This is a genomic window from Methylobacterium sp. 1A (assembly GCF_058072805.1).
The window spans coordinates 2,926,824-2,942,628 of the sequence record NZ_JBYQVE010000001.1 but is presented as its reverse complement, the minus strand read 5'-3'; the positions used below and the strand labels follow the sequence as shown (position 1 = coordinate 2,942,628).

The window sequence follows — 15,805 nt, the reverse complement described above, 5'->3', positions numbered from 1 at the left end:
GGCTCAGGCCGCGACCTGACCGAGGAAGCGCTCGATCTCGCCCTCGAGGTCGGCCGCGACCGCGTCGACGGTCTGAGCCGCCTCGGTGACCGTGGCGGCCATGCGGGCCGAGCGCCGCGCGGCGCCGGCGACCGTGGTCAGGCCGCCCGCGATGGCCTCGGTGGCGCCGGCCGTGTCGGCGACGTTGCGGGAGATCTCGGCGGTGGCCGCGCCCTGGGCCGAGACCGCCGACGCGATCCCACCCGTGGTGGCGCTGACCGCCCGCATCCGCTCGCCCATCCGGCCGATGGCCGCCACGGCCACCGTCGTCGAGGCCTGCACGCCGGCGATCTGGCTGCCGATCTCCTCGGTCGCCCGCGCGGTCTGCGACGCCAGCGCCTTCACCTCCGCGGCCACCACGGCGAAGCCCTTGCCGGCGGCGCCCGCCCGGGCGGACTCGATCGTGGCGTTGAGCGCCAGCAGGTTGGTCTGCTCGGCGATCTGGCGGATCAGCCCGACGACGGCGCCGATGCGCCCCGCGGCCTCGGCGAGCTCGCCGATCTCGGCGTTCATGGCGTCCGATTCCGCGGCGGCCGTGGCCACCAGGGCCTCGGCGTGGTCGAGCTGGGTCCCGATCTCGGCGATGGAGGCGGAGAGCTCCTCGGCGGCGCTCGCGACGGTCTGGACGCTGGCGGAGGTCTCGTGCGAGCCGCGCTCGGTCTCGGCGACGGCGGCCTCCGCCTCGGCGGAGCTGGCCGCCATCTCGCCGGCTCGGGCGCGCATCGCGCCGGTGCTGGCGGTCAGCGCGTCCTTCAGGCGGACGATCTGGCCCCGGAACGCCTCGATGGCGCGGTCGAGCGCGGCCCGCCGCCGCGTCTCGTCGGCCGCGCCCGCGCTCTGCAGGCTCTCGAGCTCCCGGGTCCGCAGGCCGGAGACGCGCAGCACCTCGAGGGCGCGCGCGACCGTGCCGATCTCGTCGCCGCGCCCCGCGTGGGGGATGGCCGAGTCCAAGTCGCCGGCCGCGAGGGCCTCGATCCGCGCCGCGATCGCCGAGAAGGGCCGGAACAGCCGCGCCGCCGCCAGCCCGACGAGGGCACAGGCCAGCACCGCGATGATCAGGGCGGCGACGCTGAGGCTCGTCATCGTCTGGGCGTGGGCGTCGAAGTACATCTCGATCGGCAGGCCGACGAACAGGATGCCGTTCACCTTGCCGGCGGCGTCGACCGTCGGCTGGTACACCGTGTGGTAGCGCCGCCCGAACAGGGTCGCCGGCCCCTCGTAGGTTTGCCCGGCGCGGATCGCGGCCTGGGCCGGGCTGTCGGCGGCGAGCGCCGTGCCGACCGCGCGGGTCCCGTCCTCCCGGCGCACGGTGGTCTGGCGCCGTACGAAGCTGTCGGAGGCGGGCTCGTAGCTGAACACCGTCGCCAGGCCGCCCGAGTAGGCGACGGCGTCGTCCACGACGCGGGCATCGGCGAAGCCCGACAGGCTCGGCGTCGACACCCGGGCGACGCGCGCGCCGTCGAGATCCGCCGCCGCGCCCTCGACCCGCGCCGCCAGGACGAGCGCCAGAGTTCTCAGGTTGCGCTCGCCGTTGGTGCGCTGGCGCGCCTCCATCTGCGACCAAGTTTGTCGCGAGACCGTAATCCAGATGGCGCCGGCGGTGAGTGTCACGGCGAGCATCGCCAGCAGGATGACTTTCGTCGACAGAGTCATCCTGCGCAGCGAATAGGAATGTGTGCGCATCTATTGGTATCCGTGCCTATAGCCGGCCGGACACTCTGTCGTGAGGTTGAAATGACGGGTTAAGGTTCGCCATAAAGGCGAGCCATTGCCGCAGATTTCAACCCTGCCCTGCGCGCCGGGCGGAGACGCGGGCGAGCGCCGCCAGATCCTTCTCGCCGTCGCCGTGGCTGATCGCCTCGATGAGACCGTCCCGCAGCACGCTGGCGAAGGGCATCGGCACCCCGGCGCCCTCGGCCGCCTGCAGGGCGAGCCGCACGTCCTTGGCCCCGAGCCTGAGGATGAAGCCCGGCGGCTCGTAGCGGTTCTGTGCGATCGAGGCGCCGTAGCCCTTGTAGACCGGCGAGGCGAACAGCGTGTTGGTCATCAGGTCGAGGAACTCGGCGCCCGGGACGCCGTGGCCCTCCGTCAGGGCGCAGGCCTCGGCCATGGCCTCGATCGCCGAGATCAGCATGAAGTTGCCGGCGAGCTTGACGGCGTTCGCCCGCGTCGGGTCGTCGCCGAAGCGCCAGGTCCTGGCGCCCATCGCGTCGAGGAGTGGGCCGGCGCGGTCGATGAGGGCTCCCTCTCCCGCCGCAACGATGTTGAGCTTCCCGGCCTCCGCCACGTCCGGCCGCCCGAAGACCGGGGCCGAGACGTAGGGGACGCCGGCCCGCGCGTGGACGGCGGCGAGCTGCTTCGCCAGGGCCACCGAGACTGTGCTCATCCCGATATGCAGGCCGGGGCGCTCCGGCCGGTCGAGGAGGCCGCCGGCCACGATCACGGCCTCGAGGGCCGCGTCGTCGGCCAGCATGGTGATCACGGCGTCCCCGGCGAAGGCCTCGGCGGCGCTCGCCACCGGGGTGACGCCGTCGATGCCGCGCGCGGCCTCCGGCGAGCGGTTCCAGGCGCGGACCGCGTGGCCGGCCCGGGCGAGATTGGCCGCCATGGCGCGACCCATCCGCCCCATCCCGATGAATCCGACGTCCATGCCGTGCTCCTCGACGCGCTGTGCCGTCTGCCAACTGGGAAATCCCGGCCGGCGGTCAACGGCCCCGGCCGGATTTGCGGCGCTCGCACGGCGTGGCAAGCTCGATCCATGCCGCAGAATCGCATCACCGACATTCCCGGCCTGCGGGTCGGCCACGCCACCGACCTGCGGCTCGCCAGCGGCGTCACCGCGATCGTGTTCGATGAGCCGGCCATCGCCGCGGTCGACGTGCGCGGCGGCGGGCCGGGCACCCGCGAGACCGACCTGCTCGACCCCGAGCGCACCGTGGAGCGGGTCGACGCCTTCGTGCTCTCCGGGGGCTCGGCCTTCGGCCTCGACGCGGGGGCGGGCGTGGCGGCGTGGCTCGCCGAGGCCGGGCGCGGCTTCCCGGTCGGCGCCATGCGGGTGCCGATCGTCCCCGGGGCGGTCCTGTTCGATCTCCCCAACGGCGGGGACAAGGCCTGGGGCCGCTATCCGCCCTATCGCGAGCTGGGCTTTCAGGCCGCCGCGGCCGCGGCGGAGGATTTCGCCCTGGGCTCGGTCGGGGCCGGGACAGGCGCGCGCACCGGGCGACTGAAGGGTGGCATCGGATCCGCCTCGGCGCAGGTGCCGGGAACGGGCTTCCGCGTCGGGGCGCTCGCGGCCGTGAACGCCTTCGGCAACGCGACGATCGGAGCCGGGCCGCATTTCTGGGCGGCGCCCTTCGAAGAGGGCGACGAGTTCGGTGGTCTCGGCGCGCCGGTCCGGATGCCGCCGGAGGCCCTCGCCTTCCCGGCCCGGGCGCTGCCGGGCGCCGCCACGACGCTGGCCGTGGTGGCGACCGACGCGGCGCTGACCAAGGCGCAGTGCCGGCGCCTCGCGGTGGCCGCGCAGGACGGACTCGCCCGCGCGCTCGTGCCGGCGCACACGCCCCTCGACGGCGACCTAGTCTTCGCCGCGGCGACCGGCGCCGTGCCCCTCGCCGAACCGGTGGTCGACCTCGCCCGCCTCGGCGACGTCGCCGCGCGCGTCCTGGCTCGGGCGGTGGCCCGCGGCGTGTTCTCGGCGACGAGCCTGCCCGGACACGCGCCGTCGCCGCCCCTGGCCGGCACGGGGCTTCCACCGGCCTGGCGCGACCTGTTCGGCGCCTGATCGGCGGCCCCGCCCGCGCGCGGAACGATGCCGCGGGCACGGGGTTACTGGCCGCGGCCGGAGGCCGCGACGCGGCCCGGATCGCACCGGTCCGCGCCCTGTGCCCAGCGGGAGAGAATCTCATGAGAATGACCGGCCTGATCGTCGCCGCGTCCGTCGCGCTGTTCGCCGGCGGAGCCCAGGCGATGCCCGTGGCACCGCTGACCGGCGGCGACGCCGCCGTCACCCTCGTCCGCGGCGGCTGCGGGTTCGGCGCCCATCGCGGGGCCTACGGCGGCTGCCGCCTGAATCGCGGCCCGCGCGGCGCGATCCGCCGCGCCGTCACCGGCGCTCCCCGCGGCTGCCCGCCCGGCCTCTATCGCGGCCCGCGGGGCGTCTGCCGCCGCTGAGTGACGGCGCTGGCGCCGCCCCCTGGGGTGGCGCCAGCGCGGGTTGCGGCTCTCGAGGGATGGCGGTCAGCGCAGGGGCGAGCGCCCCTGGGGGAGCGCGATCGTCGCGGTCGCCTCGGCGATCTGGTCCGGGCCGCCCTTCGGCGGCCAGATTCCCGCCTCGTAGGCGCGGGCTCGCAGCGCGGCCCGCTCCTCGAGGCTCGGGAAACCCCAGACGTGCGTGATGCGCGGCGCGCCGTCGAGGGCGTACATGTTGACGACGAGGTGCTGCGTGTAGGCGCGTGCCGGCTCGATCGCGGCCTCCCAGGCCGCGAGGGTCGGCGGCAGGCCCCCCGGCTTCTGGCGATAGGTCCGGATCTCGTACACCCCGCCCCGGTCGCCCGTCCGGATCGGCGGCAGGAAGGGGAACGGGGCGTAGCTGTCCATCTCCAGCGCGGTGATCACGTGCCCGGCGTTGAACGGGTTGGCGCTGAGCAGGGCGCGCCGGCGCTCGGCGGTCATGTCCTCGGGCGCCGCGAAGCCGCGCAGCACGATCAGGCGCCCCAGCGTCCCGATCTCGGTGCGCCAGCAGCCGACCAGCTCGCCCTTGGCGTCGGGATCGTCCAGCCAGGCCTCGACGCCGGCCGAGACCTGACCCACCGCGAGCAGCGGGCACGAGAGGGTCGCGAGTTCGTACAGCATGGGCGCCTCGGCGACGTCGTCCCATCGACGTCACGCCGTCAAAGCGGGAGAACGCCTTTCGTTGCCATCGGGACGCGCGGACCAGCTCCGCGCCGCCGGCCGAATCTCACAGCTCGGCGCGGGCATCCTCCAGCAGCTGCGCCAGCCCGCTATCGACCTCCTCGGCGAGCATCGTCCGCTCGGCGTCGGTGAGGTCCTTGGCCCAGGCGCCGCTGCCGAACCCGTCCGTGCAGCGCGCCCGCTCCGAGGCGATGTAGGCCTCGGTCTCGACCGGCCGGGTCTTCATCGCGTGGACGAAGCCGAACCACGCCGCCCGCTCCACCACCGCGAGCCGCGCCCGCAGCCGGATGGCCACCGCCTTCTCCGGATCGATCCCGTCCGCGCTCATCGTGGTTCTCCCGCGTCCTTCTCGGCGAGCCGATCCAGCAAACCCTGGAGCTGCCCCGGCACCGGCTCGGTCGCCGAACGCGCGTAGAGGACGCGCAGTTGCCGGCCGATCTCCGCGAGGCTCATCGAGCCCTTGGCGATCACCCGGTCGGCCTGCCGGTTCAGGCTCTCCTTCTCGGCGGCCGTGACCTCCTTGGCGGTGAGCACCACCACGGGCACGTCGCCGTCGGGCCGCGACCGGAGGGCCCGCAGGAAGCCGAACCCGTCCATCTCGGGCATCATCAGGTCGAGCAGGATCAGGCTCGGCCGCGCCTGGCTGACCCGTTCCAGGGCGATCCGGCCGTTCTCCGCCTCGTCGACGGTCCAGCCCTCGCGGCCGAGCGACCGGCGCAGGCGCTCCCGGGCATCCGCGTCGTCGTCGACCACGAGGACCCGCGCCTCGTTCGGCGCCGCGGGCCGGTAGCGCTCCATCAGGCCCTTGAGCCGGTCCCAGTCGATCGGCTTGACGAAGTAGTCGGTGGCGCCGAGCGCCTGGCCGAGCCCCTGCTCGGCCACCACCGAGGTCATGATCACCGGCGTCCCGGCGAGGTCGGGGTCGTTGCGGACCGCGTGCAGGACCGCCCAGCCGTCCATGCGCGGCATCTCGACGTCGAGCAGGATCGCCCGCGGCTTCAGGGCCCGGGCGAGCGTCAGGCCGGCGCGGCCGTCGTTGGCGGTGCGGACGTGGAAGCCCTCGCGCTCCAGGAAGCGCTGGAGCAGCTCCCGGGCGGCCGGGTCGTCGTCGACCAGCAGCACCGTCTCGTGCTCCTCGTGCGGCTCCACCGGCGTGTGCGCCTCGGCCTCGGTCGGCGGCGCGTCCTCCGGGCGCAGGGTCGCGGGCAGGCGGATCGTGAAGGTCGCGCCCGCGCCCGGGGTGCTGGCGACGCCGATATCGCCGCCCATCGTCCGGCAGAACGCGCGGGTGATGGCGAGCCCGAGGCCCGTCCCGCCGAACTGCCGGGTGGTCGAATCGTCGGCCTGGACGAAGCGCTCGAACAGGCGGTCGATCTGGGCCTCGGTCAGGCCGATGCCGGTGTCGGCGACCGCGAAGGACAGCCAGTCGGCCCCAGCCTCGCGGTGCCGCCGCACCGTCAGGGTGATCGTCCCCCGCTCGGTGAACTTCGCGGCGTTGCCGATCAGGTTCAGCAGGCACTGGCGGATCTTGGTCTGATCCTGGTGCATGGACCCGAGGCCGGCCTCGCCCGCCGCGCCGGCGTCGAGGACGAAGCGGTTGCCCTTCTTCTCGACCAGGGATCCGGTGGAATCGGAGACGTCCCGGAGCAGGTCGGCCACCGTGAAGGTCTCGGCCGAGGCGGTCATGCGGCCGGCCTCGATCTTCGAGATGTCGAGGACGTCGTTGATCAGCGACAGCAGGTGGCGGGCGGCCGCCTCGATCTTGCGCAGGTCGGGCAGGAGGGCCGCTTGGCCGATATCCTCCAGCTCCTCGCCGAGCATCTCGGAATAGCCGATCACCGCCGAGAGCGGCGTGCGCAGCTCGTGGCTCATGTTGGCGATGAACTGGCTCTTCGCCCGGTTGGCCGCCTCGGCGGCCTGTCGGGCGCGCTCCACCGCCTCTTCGGCCTCCTTGCGCTCGGTGACGTCGACGCAGGTACCGACCCATTCCCGCAGGGAGCCGTCCTCGGCGAGGACCGGCACGCCGCGCACCTCCATGGCGCGCCAGGCCCCGTCGTGCCGGCGCAGCCTGTACTCGACCTCGTAGGTCGCGCGCGCCTCCACGCAGGCGGCCCAGGCATCGGCCGCGTGGCCCCGGTCGTCGGGATGGACGGCGTCCAGCCAGCCCCAGCCCTGGTAGGCCTCCTCGGTCTGGCCGGTATAGGTGCTCCACCGGACCTGCGGCGGCAACAGCTCGCCGGCCGCGTCCGTGTTCCAGATCACCGCCGCCGAGGCGTCCACCAGCGCCCGGAAGCGCTGCTCGGAATGGCGCAGGCGCTCCTCGACCGCGCGGCGGACGGTGATGTCGGTGTTGGTCCCGTACCAGCGCAGGATCCGCCCGGATTCGTCCCGGTGGGGCAGCGCCTTCGACAGGAACCAGCGGTAGCTCCCGTCGCGGCCGCGCAGCGGGAACGTGTCTTCCCAGGACCGGCCCAGCGTGATCGCGGCGCGGTAGCGCTCGGTCACCGACGCGACGTGGTCCGGGTGGTGGACCGTGCGCCAGCCCCAGCCCCGCATCTCGTCGAGGGAGGTGCCCGTGTAGTCGTACCAGCGCTGATTGTACCAGACGATGGTGCCGTCGGCCTCGGCGATCCAGGCGAGCTGCGGCAGCGTCTCGGCGAGGTTGCGGTAATCGGCATCCGTGACGGACCCTGGGCCGCTCTCAGTCTCGCTCATCGACCCGACGCTGTCCCGTCACCCGCCCCACGGCGGCTTGAACCAGTATTCCTTATACACGCATCGCGTCGGGATCCGACCGCGCGGCCGCGGGGGCCGGCAGCCGGCGAAACCGCAGGGCGTCGATCGTGTAGAGCGCGAGCGCCACCCAGATCAGCGCGAGCATCAGGGCCCGATGCGGCTCGACACGCTCGCCGTAGACGAGGACGCTGAGGACGAGCAGGCAGGTCGGCGCCACGTACTGCAGGAGGCCCAAGGTGGTGAGCCGCAGGCGCACCGCCGCGGCGGCGAACCAGATCAGCGGCAGCGCGGTGGTCAGGCCCGTGAGCATCAGCAGGGCGCGGTCCCCCGGCGCGGCCGGCAGGAACGGCTCCGGCGACAGGACGAGCCAGACGATCGCGGCCGGCAGGAGCAGCAGGGTCTCGGCCAGGAACCCGACCAGCGCGTCGACGCCGACGATCTTCCGGGCGAGCCCGTAGAGGGCGAAGCTCACCGCCAGCGACAGTGACATCAGCGGCAGTTCCCCGGCCCACACCACCGCGACGGCGACGCCCGTCGCGGCGATACCGATCGCGACGGCCTGCGCCAGCCGCAGGCGCTCGCCCAGCACCACCCGGCCGAACGCCACGCTCACGAGGGGATTGATGTAGTAGCCGAGGCTCGCGTCGAGCAGGTGCCCGCCGCTGACGGCGTAGAGGTAGAGCAGCCAGTTCACGCCGATCATCGCCGCCGAGAGCACCAGCAGCGCGTGGCGCTTCCGGAGCGGCAGCGGCAGGTTGAGGCGGTGGCGGGCCGCGAGGATCAGCGCCAGCGCGCCGGCGAACACGCTCGACCAGACGATCCGCTCCGACAGGATGTGGTACGGCGTGTAGGCCCCGAGCATCCGGAAATGCACCGGGACCACGAGGCCCCAGCTCAGATAGGCGGCGAGCGCGTAGACGAGGCCCACGGAGTCCTCCCGGTCGACCCGGATGGGCGGCCGGGTCCGCGGGCTTTAGCCCGGACGGCCCGATCGCGACAGGCCGGGCGGTGCAGGGCTGCCATCTGGACCGGCGAGCCGACCCCGGGCGGCCCGGCTCGCGGACGGCGCTCCGGCTACGGCGCGATCCAGCCACCGGACCACCCGCCGGCCAGCCGATGCCAGGCGGCCCGGCGGTGTCCGCGGCGGTCGAGATAGAGGAAATCCAGCCGCTCGGCCCGAACCAGAACGGCGGCGAAGTGCGGCCGGCCGAGCGTCGCGGCCGCGGTCTCGTCCGGCAGGTTGTAGGCGTCCCCCGCTGGAAGCGACGTACCGGGGCCGGGCTCGGCCCCGTAGCAGACCCGGCTCATCGCCCGGGACCCGGTCCAGGCCGCCTCGGCCAGAGCGTCGTCGGTGTGCAGCGTGGCGCGGCCCTCGACGCGGATCTGGATCTTCGCGGCCGCGTCGTAGGCGGCGAGGGCGCAGGCCGGATCGGCCAGGATCTCGGCGGCCTTGTCGGAGCGGCGGTCGCAGTGGAACCGGAGCGTCCCCTCGGCCGGGTCGGCGGCGCGCAGGACCACGGTGCGCAGCCGCGGCCCGCCGTCGGCCCCGAGCGTCGCCAGGGTCGGCAGGTGGAAGCCGCCACGGCCATGGGCGGCCCCGTCCGCCAGCAGCCGCCAGAGTTCCGCGAAGGTGGCGTCGCGGTCGTCGTAGAAGGCGGGCAGCGGCGTCCGTGTCATGCGGCGCCCCGCTTCCTCCGCCGCTCGCGGAAGATCAGCGCGAGGTTGCGCAGGTAGATGCCGGTGGAGAGGCTCTGGCCGATGATGATCACCGGCTCGCGGCGCACGAACCCGTAGACCAGCGTCATCATCCCGCCGAGGATCGACAGGAACCAGAACGACAGCGGCATCACGCTCCGCCCGGCCCGCTCGCTGGCGATCCATTGTAGGATGAAGCGCGATCCGAACACCACCTGGGCGACGATTCCGAACACCAGCCAGAAGTCGAGCCGGGTGACGAACACGTCGTAGAAATAGGCCGGCAGATCGTGGGCGAGCTGGATCAGCATCCGACGTCCTGGTCCGCGGGTTGGCCGGCCGGCGGCTCCGCCGGCGCGCCGGCGGGGCCGGCGATCTCCTCGGGCCGCGGGTCCGCGCGCTTGCGCCGGATCAGCCACCAGACGCCGGCGAGATCCAGAAGCCCCACCCAGAGGCGGTCGAACAGGCCGTAATTGGACACGCCCGTCAGCCGCGGCCGGTCGACCACGTCGCGGTGGACGACGGAGAAGCCCTCGCGGGCGACCAGGGCCGGCATGAACCGGTGCAGGGCGTCGAAATACGGCAGCCTGAGGTACACGGCGCGGCGGAAGACCTTCAGGCCGCAGCCGGTGTCGCGGGTGGAATCGTTGAGGATCCGGCCGCGCACGCCGTTGGCGATCCGGGACTGGAGCATCTTGAAGCGGCCGTCCTTGCGGCCGCGCCGCTGGCCCTGGGCGAGGCCGGCCCCCGGTCCCGCCGCCTCAAGGGCCCCGAGCAGCGCGGGGATGAAGGCCGGATCGTTCTGGCCGTCGCCGTCGAGGGTCGCGACGATCCCGCCGCGGGCCGCCAGGACGCCGCTGCGCACCGCCGCCGACTGGCCGCCGCTCCGCGCGTGGCGCAGCACCCGCAGCCAGGGGCGCCCCGCCCGGGCCGCCGCCAGGGCCGCCGGCGTGCCGTCGGTGGAGCCGTCATCCACGTAGATCAGCTCGAAGGCGAGGCCCGCGCAGGCGGCCTCGATCTCGGCCACCAGGGGCGCGATGTTGCCGGCCTCGTTCTTGACCGGGACGACGACGCTGAGATGGGGGGATCCGCTCACGGCGCCACCGCGTAGGCCGTCACGAAGACCCGGCGGCCGGTGTTGAGGTTGAAGCCCTCGACCTCCGCCAGGGGCGCGGGCGCGCCGCGTCCCACCGGCCAGGCCGCGTTGAAGTCGTCGCGGTCCCGGGACTCCACGAAGAGCAGGCGGCAGCCGCCGCCCTCGAGGAAGGACCGGGCGGCGGCCCCGTCGGGCGGCAGGGCGAGGCCGGTGCCGACGAGGAAGACGAGGCTCGGCTCGCGGTAGCCGAGGCTCGCCACGAGCGGGTTCGGGCAGGGCATCCGCTCGCGCAGGGCCGCGAGCCGCGGCGAGACCTTCAGGGCCGGCAGCGAGCGCTGCGCCACGCCGAGCACCGCGGGCCCGAGCAGGGCGGAGGCCAGCACGCCGAGGACGAGCGCGCGCTCGGCCGACCCGTGCGCGAAGGCGAGCCAGGCCAGGAATGCGACCGCGCAGGCAGCGGCGAGCAGCGGGAGGGCCGGCCACGGGATCGTGTGGGCGTCGAGGCGCCAGCCGGCGAGGCAGAGGCCGAGGGTCAGGGCGAACGGGATCGCCGGCAGCAGCAGGGCCGTCAGGCGGGCGCCCCGCAGGCGCGGGTCCAGCGCGCCCCGGTTCAGCGCCACCACGGTCAGGATCGCGAGCCAGGGCATCAGCGGCAGCACGTAGTGGGGCAGCTTGGTCGGCACCGCCTCGAAGATCAGCCAGGCCGGCAGCACCGCGGCGATCAGGAAGATCACGGCGGGCTCCCGCCGCGCCCGCCACGCGAAGGGCAGGCTCATGGCGGCGAAGGCCGCCCCGGGCCAGAAGGTCGCGAAGAACACGAGCGCGTAGGCTCCGGGCGGTCCCCAGTGCCGCTCGGCCACCCCGCCGACCTTGCCGAGCATGTCGTGCCCGACCGCCTCGGCGTAGAAGGCGCCGCCGCTCTTCCAGGCGATCGCCGCGAACCAGGGCGCCACCAGCAGGAGCGTCAGGGCGAGGCCCGGCCCCGGCCGCAGGGGCAGCAGCCAGCGGCCGGACCGCGCGACGAGCGACAGGCCGAGCGCCGGCAGCGCGACGAAGAGCGGAACCATCGGCCCCTTCACCAGGATCCCGACCGCCATTCCGAGCCAGAACGCCGCGAAGGTCGGCCACGAGACCGGCCTGCCGTCCCGCGGCGCCAGCCACGCGCGGGCGAGCGCGGCGAGGCTCGCGGTGGCGCAGGCGGCGAGCAGCGCGTCGGTCTTGGCGAGGTGGGCCTCGGCCGAGAGCATCAGGCAGGCGCCGTAGAGGGCGGCGGCGAGCAGCGCCGACCGTCGGGGCAGGAAGGCGAGCGCCCCCCAGTAGGCGAGCAGGACCGAGGCGACGGCGCCGATCAGCGACGGGATGCGGTACAGGGCGATCTGGGTGCGGGCGCCGGGCACGCCCAGCGCCTCGCCGGCCGCCACGGCGGCGGCCTGCGCCCAGTAGATCCCCACCGGCTTCTTGTGCCGCGCCTCGCCCTGGAAGCGGATATCCACGAGGTCGCCGCTCTCCAGCATCTGCTTCGAGGCCTGGGCGAAGCGGGGCTCGTCCCGGTCCATCGGCTGCAGCGAGATCTGGCCCGGCAGGAACAGGAGCAGGCACAGCGCCAGCAGGGCGGCGGCGGCCCTGCCGTGGGTGAGGCTCAGCGCGTCGAGCCCGCGGCCGATCCGGTCGACGGGGGCAAGGCGCGGCGCGCCGCCGGCGGAGAGGCTCGTGGTCATGCCGGGCCGGTCAATCAGGAACGCGGCGCGAGGTCAAATACGGCGGTGCCGTCGCCGGTCGCGACGGCGCGCGCGCACATCACGATGCGCGGATGTTGCGCCGCTCCCGCCGCGCGTCCCGGCCCTGAGGTTCGCCGGTCCCCGCCTGTCGGGGACGGGACTGCCCTACGACGCCGCCCGGAGGCGCGCGAAGCCGGCGTCGAGGTCGGCCTTGAGATCGGCGGTGTCCTCGAGGCCGATGTGGAAGCGGAGCGCCGGTCCGCCGGGGGCCCACCGGGTCGCGGTCCGGTAGCCCGCGCAGTCGAACGGGATCACGAGGCTCTCGAAGCCGCCCCAGGAGAAGCCCATCCCAAAGAGCTGCAGCCCGTCGAGCATGGCCGCCACCGCCGCCTCGGGCACCGGCTTGAGGATCACCCCGAACAGACCGGAGGCGCCCGCGAAGTCGCGCTTCCAGATCGCGTGGCCCGGATCCTCCGGCAGGCCGGGATGGAGCACCCGCAGCACCTCGGGCCGCGCCTGGAACCACTGGGCCATCTCCAGCCCGGCGCGGCCGTGCTCGCGCAGCCGCAGGTTCATCGTGCGCAGGCCGCGCAGCGCCAGGAAGATGTCCTCCGCGCCGGCGCACATGGCGAAATGGTCGAAGGTGCGGCGCACGGCCGGGTAGTAGCGCGCGTTGGCGGAGGTCAGGCCGATCAGCAGGTCCGAGCCGCCGCTCAGGTACTTGGTGCCGGCTTCCACGGCGATGTCGACGCCGCGCGCGTGCGGCGGGAACAGCAGCGGCGTCGCCCAGGTGTTGTCCATGATCACGCAGGCATCGTGGGCGTGCGCCACCTCGGCGATGGCCGGGATGTCCTGCATCTCGAAGCTCTGAGATCCGGGCGCCTCGACCAGCACGGCCCGGGTGTTCGGGCGCATCAGTTCCGCGATGCCGGCGCCGATGACCGGGTCGTAGTAGGTGATCTCGACGCCGTAGCGCGCCAGCACGCCGTCGCAGAACTGGCGGGTCGGCCGGTAGGCGGAATCGGTGACGAGGAGGTGGTCGCCCGCCGACACCGCGGCCATCAGCGCCACGGTGAGCGCCGCGAGGCCCGAGGGCGTCACGACGGTGCCGGCGGCGCCGGCGAGTTCCGTCCAGGCCCCCGTCAGCGCGTCCATGGTGGGCGTCGCCGAGGTGCCGTAATTGTAGCGCCCGCGCCGGTTCTTGATCGCGTCGTAGGTCGGGTAGAGGACCGTGGAGCCGCGGTAGATCGGCGTGTTCACGAAGCCGTGCTGCTCGCCCGGGTCGCGGCCCGCGTGGACGAGGCGCGTCGCGGGCGCGAAGGTCTGCGTGGCGTCGGGCGAGGGCTTCAGGGACATCGAGGCTCGGAGATCGCGTTTCGGTGCACCGCACGAAGCGCGCCGCGCCCGGCGAGGTCAAGCCGGACGCGCGGCCTCGCGGCTCCGGGCCGCCGCGTTTTCCGCGATCACGGCTTCTCGGGCGGGTCCGAGACGACGGCCTCCTCGTAGGCCTCCATCCAGGCGGCGCGCTCCTGGGAGCCCTCCGGATAGGGGCATTCGCTCACGGGCTTCCCGTAGAGGCGCGCGTTGCGGCCCTGGATGAACGGGCTGTCGCTCGCGGTGGCCTGGACGTTGGTCAATATCGCCTCCCGAAGACTTGGAGTGGGGCTTCGTTAACGGCCGCGCCGTAAATCTGTTGCCGTCTCAAGTCGCGTCCCGGGTCGTCGCTTGCGTATCCTGCGTTCCCTCCTCGGCGCCGTCCTCGTCCTCGTCTCGACGGCGACCGTCGCCCTCGTCAGCGCCGACCGGCTCGCCCATCTGGCGCCGGCGCCGATGGTCCGTGCCGCCCAGGCCGAGCCGTCGGCGACGGGCTCGATCCCGCTTCCGGCGAAGGCCGTACCGGCGCCGAAGCCGGCCGTGCCCAGCATCCCGAACGGGTTCGACACGGAGCGGCTGCACGCGCTGATGCGCGGCGACCCGATCCTGCCGGGCCGCTGAGCGCGGGCCGGATCGCGCTCATCCCACCCTCCGCGTGATCCCGGGGCGCGCCGCGCGCACCTCGGGACCTGGGATTTGTTGGGATCGGCCGGGGATCGCCCTACCGCGCCGTCCGGAAGACCTGCAGGTCGAGGTCGCGGACCTTCTTGCGCAGGGTGTTGCGGTTGACGCCGAGCAGCTCCGCGGCCCGGATCTGGTTGCCGCGGGTGGCGGCGAGCGCCGCGCCGATCAGCGGGCCTTCGATCTCCCGCAGGATCCGGTGATACAGCCCGGGGGGCGGCAGCGTGTCGCGATAGCCGGAGAAGTAGTCCGAGAGGTGGCGCTCCACCGCGCTGGACAGGGTCTCCGACTCGCCGTTGGCCTTGCGGGCGGCGCCGTTGGCGGCCGGCGCCGCGGGTGTCGCCAGCGGCAGCGTGTCGAGCTCGGCCTCGATCACCGGGCCGGTGATCGTCTCCTGCGGGTAGAGGGCGGCGAGCCGCCGGACGAGGTTCTCGAGCTCGCGGACGTTGCCGGGCCAGCGGTAGCGCTTCAGCCGCTCCATGGCGTCGCCGTCGAGGGTCTTCCGGGTCAGGCCCTCGCGCTCGACCAGCACGAAGAAGTGGCGGACGAGGTCCGGCACGTCCTCGGAGCGCTCGCGCAGGGCCGGCAGCCGCAGCGGCACGACGTTGAGGCGGAAGAACAGGTCCTCGCGGAAGATGCCCTGCTGGATCGAGACCCGCAGGTCCTTGTTGGTGGCCGCGATGATCCGGACGTTGGTGCGGATCGGGACGCGCCCGCCCACCGTCGTGTACTCGCCCTGCTGGAGCACGCGCAGCAGCCGGGTCTGCGCCTCCATGGGCATGTCGCCGATCTCGTCGAGGAACAGCGTGCCGCCCTCGGCCTGCTCGAACCGGCCGGCGGAGCGCTGGAGCGCCCCCGTGAAGGCGCCCTTCTCGTGGCCGAACAGCTCGGACTCGATCAGGTCGCGCGGGATCGCCGCCATGTTGACCGGCACGAACGGGCCGGTGCGGCGGCGGCCGTAATCGTGCAGCGCGCGGGCGACCAGCTCCTTGCCGGTGCCCGACTCGCCGGTGATCATCACGGTGAGGTCGGTCGGCATCAGCCGGGCGAGCGCCCGGTAGATCTCCTGCATGGCCGGCGAGCGGCCGACCAGCGGGATGTCCTCGTTCTCGGGGGGCGCCCCGGCCGGCGCCGCGCCGCGGGGGCGCGAGAGCGCCCGGCCCACGATGGCGATCAGCTCCTTCAGGTCGAAGGGCTTGGGCAGGTACTCGTAAGCGCCCCGCTCCGAGGCGCGGATCGCCGTCATGAAGGTGTTCTGCGCGCTCATGACGATGATCGGCAGCTCCGGCCGCACCCGCTTGATGCGCGGCAGCAGGTCGAACACGTTCTCGTCGGGCATGACCACGTCGGTGATGACGAGGTCGCCCTCCCCCTGCGCGACCCAGCGCCAGAGGGTGGCGCAGTTGCCCGTCGAGCGGACCTCGTAGCCCGCCCGGGACAGCGCTTGGTTCAGCACGGTGCGGATGGCGGCGTCGTCGTCGGCGACGATGATGTGGCCGTTCGGCATGACTCTCTACTCAGACCTCCGACGGGGGGCCGGATTCGGGGATCGACA

The 15,805-nt window shown here is 73.8% G+C and carries 16 protein-coding genes; 3 read left to right on the top strand and 13 right to left on the bottom strand.

Features of this window, described 5'->3' with window-relative positions; genetic code table 11:
- Window positions 1-3: 3 nt before the first annotated feature.
- Both ACX9MN_RS14420 and ACX9MN_RS14415 read right to left on the bottom strand, forming a co-directional pair.
- On the bottom strand, window positions 4-1,722 hold the full coding sequence (locus ACX9MN_RS14420; RefSeq protein WP_489724759.1) for a methyl-accepting chemotaxis protein: 1,719 nt from the start codon (window positions 1,720-1,722) through the stop codon (window positions 4-6).
- Window positions 1,723-1,819: 97 nt separating this feature from the next.
- Complete coding sequence (locus ACX9MN_RS14415) at window positions 1,820-2,845, bottom strand: NAD(P)-dependent oxidoreductase (RefSeq protein ID WP_489724758.1); 1,026 nt, start codon at window positions 2,843-2,845, stop codon at window positions 1,820-1,822.
- Here ACX9MN_RS14415 and ACX9MN_RS14410 point away from each other — a divergent pair.
- Window positions 2,798-3,820, top strand: a complete 1,023-nt coding sequence (locus tag ACX9MN_RS14410) for a P1 family peptidase (RefSeq protein WP_489724757.1) — start codon at window positions 2,798-2,800, stop codon at window positions 3,818-3,820. The two genes, ACX9MN_RS14415 and ACX9MN_RS14410, sit on opposite strands and share 48 nt — an antisense overlap.
- Before the next feature lie 122 nt (window positions 3,821-3,942).
- Window positions 3,943-4,209, top strand: coding sequence for a GCG_CRPN prefix-to-repeats domain-containing protein (locus tag ACX9MN_RS14405; protein ID WP_100252347.1), 267 nt, complete (start codon window positions 3,943-3,945; stop codon window positions 4,207-4,209).
- A gap of 66 nt (window positions 4,210-4,275) precedes the next feature.
- Here ACX9MN_RS14405 and ACX9MN_RS14400 read toward each other — a convergent pair whose 3' ends face one another.
- The 10 genes from ACX9MN_RS14400 to ACX9MN_RS14355 all read right to left on the bottom strand — a co-directional run bounded on the left by ACX9MN_RS14400 (window position 4,276) and on the right by ACX9MN_RS14355 (window position 13,832).
- Entirely contained in the window at window positions 4,276-4,890 is a 615-nt protein-coding gene (locus tag ACX9MN_RS14400) for an NIPSNAP family protein (RefSeq protein ID WP_489724756.1), read from the bottom strand.
- A gap of 106 nt (window positions 4,891-4,996) precedes the next feature.
- A complete protein-coding gene (locus ACX9MN_RS14395; RefSeq protein WP_020095400.1) occupies window positions 4,997-5,278 on the bottom strand; it encodes a hypothetical protein in 282 nt (93 codons plus the stop codon).
- On the bottom strand, window positions 5,275-7,665 hold the full coding sequence (locus ACX9MN_RS14390; RefSeq protein ID WP_489724755.1) for a hybrid sensor histidine kinase/response regulator: 2,391 nt from the start codon (window positions 7,663-7,665) through the stop codon (window positions 5,275-5,277). Before ACX9MN_RS14390 ends, ACX9MN_RS14395 begins: the two co-directional genes overlap by 4 nt.
- A 52-nt stretch (window positions 7,666-7,717) precedes the next feature.
- On the bottom strand, window positions 7,718-8,614 hold the full coding sequence (rarD, locus tag ACX9MN_RS14385; RefSeq protein WP_489724754.1) for an EamA family transporter RarD: 897 nt from the start codon (window positions 8,612-8,614) through the stop codon (window positions 7,718-7,720).
- 146 nt (window positions 8,615-8,760) lie between these two features.
- On the bottom strand, window positions 8,761-9,363 hold the full coding sequence (locus ACX9MN_RS14380) for a pyridoxamine 5'-phosphate oxidase family protein (protein ID WP_489724753.1): 603 nt from the start codon (window positions 9,361-9,363) through the stop codon (window positions 8,761-8,763).
- Window positions 9,360-9,692: a lipid-A-disaccharide synthase N-terminal domain-containing protein gene (locus ACX9MN_RS14375; protein WP_020095404.1), complete on the bottom strand. Its 333-nt coding sequence runs from the start codon at window positions 9,690-9,692 to the stop codon at window positions 9,360-9,362. Before ACX9MN_RS14375 ends, ACX9MN_RS14380 begins: the two co-directional genes overlap by 4 nt.
- Window positions 9,686-10,477, bottom strand: coding sequence for a glycosyltransferase (locus tag ACX9MN_RS14370; protein ID WP_489724752.1), 792 nt, complete (start codon window positions 10,475-10,477; stop codon window positions 9,686-9,688). Before ACX9MN_RS14370 ends, ACX9MN_RS14375 begins: the two co-directional genes overlap by 7 nt.
- A complete protein-coding gene (locus ACX9MN_RS14365) occupies window positions 10,474-12,195 on the bottom strand; it encodes an ArnT family glycosyltransferase (protein ID WP_489724751.1) in 1,722 nt (573 codons plus the stop codon). The genes ACX9MN_RS14370 and ACX9MN_RS14365 overlap by 4 nt, the downstream gene beginning before the upstream one ends.
- 165 nt (window positions 12,196-12,360) lie before the next feature.
- A complete protein-coding gene (gene metC / locus ACX9MN_RS14360; RefSeq protein ID WP_132367446.1) occupies window positions 12,361-13,551 on the bottom strand; it encodes a cystathionine beta-lyase in 1,191 nt (396 codons plus the stop codon).
- 107 nt (window positions 13,552-13,658) lie between these two features.
- Complete coding sequence (locus ACX9MN_RS14355; RefSeq protein ID WP_012319140.1) at window positions 13,659-13,832, bottom strand: ribosome modulation factor; 174 nt, start codon at window positions 13,830-13,832, stop codon at window positions 13,659-13,661.
- A gap of 88 nt (window positions 13,833-13,920) precedes the next feature.
- Here ACX9MN_RS14355 and ACX9MN_RS14350 point away from each other — a divergent pair, with 88 nt between their 5' ends.
- Entirely contained in the window at window positions 13,921-14,190 is a 270-nt protein-coding gene (locus tag ACX9MN_RS14350; protein ID WP_489724750.1) for a hypothetical protein, read from the top strand.
- Between the two features lie 100 nt (window positions 14,191-14,290).
- On the opposite strand, the gene ntrC is transcribed toward ACX9MN_RS14350, so the two are convergent.
- On the bottom strand, window positions 14,291-15,757 hold the full coding sequence (gene ntrC, locus ACX9MN_RS14345) for a nitrogen regulation protein NR(I) (protein ID WP_012319142.1): 1,467 nt from the start codon (window positions 15,755-15,757) through the stop codon (window positions 14,291-14,293).
- Window positions 15,758-15,805: the final 48 nt, after the last annotated feature.

Bases quoted from the DNA above. Each gene is read 5' to 3' on its own strand.
- ACX9MN_RS14405 (WP_100252347.1), top strand. From the start codon at position 3,943: ATGAGAATGACCGGCCTGATCGTCGCCGCGTCCGTCGCGCTGTTCGCC.
- ACX9MN_RS14410 (WP_489724757.1), top strand. From the start codon at position 2,798: ATGCCGCAGAATCGCATCACCGACATTCCCGGCCTGCGGGTCGGCCAC.
- ACX9MN_RS14400 (WP_489724756.1), bottom strand. From the start codon at position 4,890: ATGCTGTACGAACTCGCGACCCTCTCGTGCCCGCTGCTCGCGGTGGGT.
- ntrC (WP_012319142.1), bottom strand. From the start codon at position 15,757: ATGCCGAACGGCCACATCATCGTCGCCGACGACGACGCCGCCATCCGC.
- ACX9MN_RS14420 (WP_489724759.1), bottom strand. From the start codon at position 1,722: ATGCGCACACATTCCTATTCGCTGCGCAGGATGACTCTGTCGACGAAA.
- metC (WP_132367446.1), bottom strand. From the start codon at position 13,551: ATGTCCCTGAAGCCCTCGCCCGACGCCACGCAGACCTTCGCGCCCGCG.
- ACX9MN_RS14380 (WP_489724753.1), bottom strand. From the start codon at position 9,363: ATGACACGGACGCCGCTGCCCGCCTTCTACGACGACCGCGACGCCACC.
- ACX9MN_RS14365 (WP_489724751.1), bottom strand. From the start codon at position 12,195: ATGACCACGAGCCTCTCCGCCGGCGGCGCGCCGCGCCTTGCCCCCGTC.
- ACX9MN_RS14390 (WP_489724755.1), bottom strand. From the start codon at position 7,665: ATGAGCGAGACTGAGAGCGGCCCAGGGTCCGTCACGGATGCCGATTAC.
- ACX9MN_RS14375 (WP_020095404.1), bottom strand. From the start codon at position 9,692: ATGCTGATCCAGCTCGCCCACGATCTGCCGGCCTATTTCTACGACGTG.
- ACX9MN_RS14395 (WP_020095400.1), bottom strand. From the start codon at position 5,278: ATGAGCGCGGACGGGATCGATCCGGAGAAGGCGGTGGCCATCCGGCTG.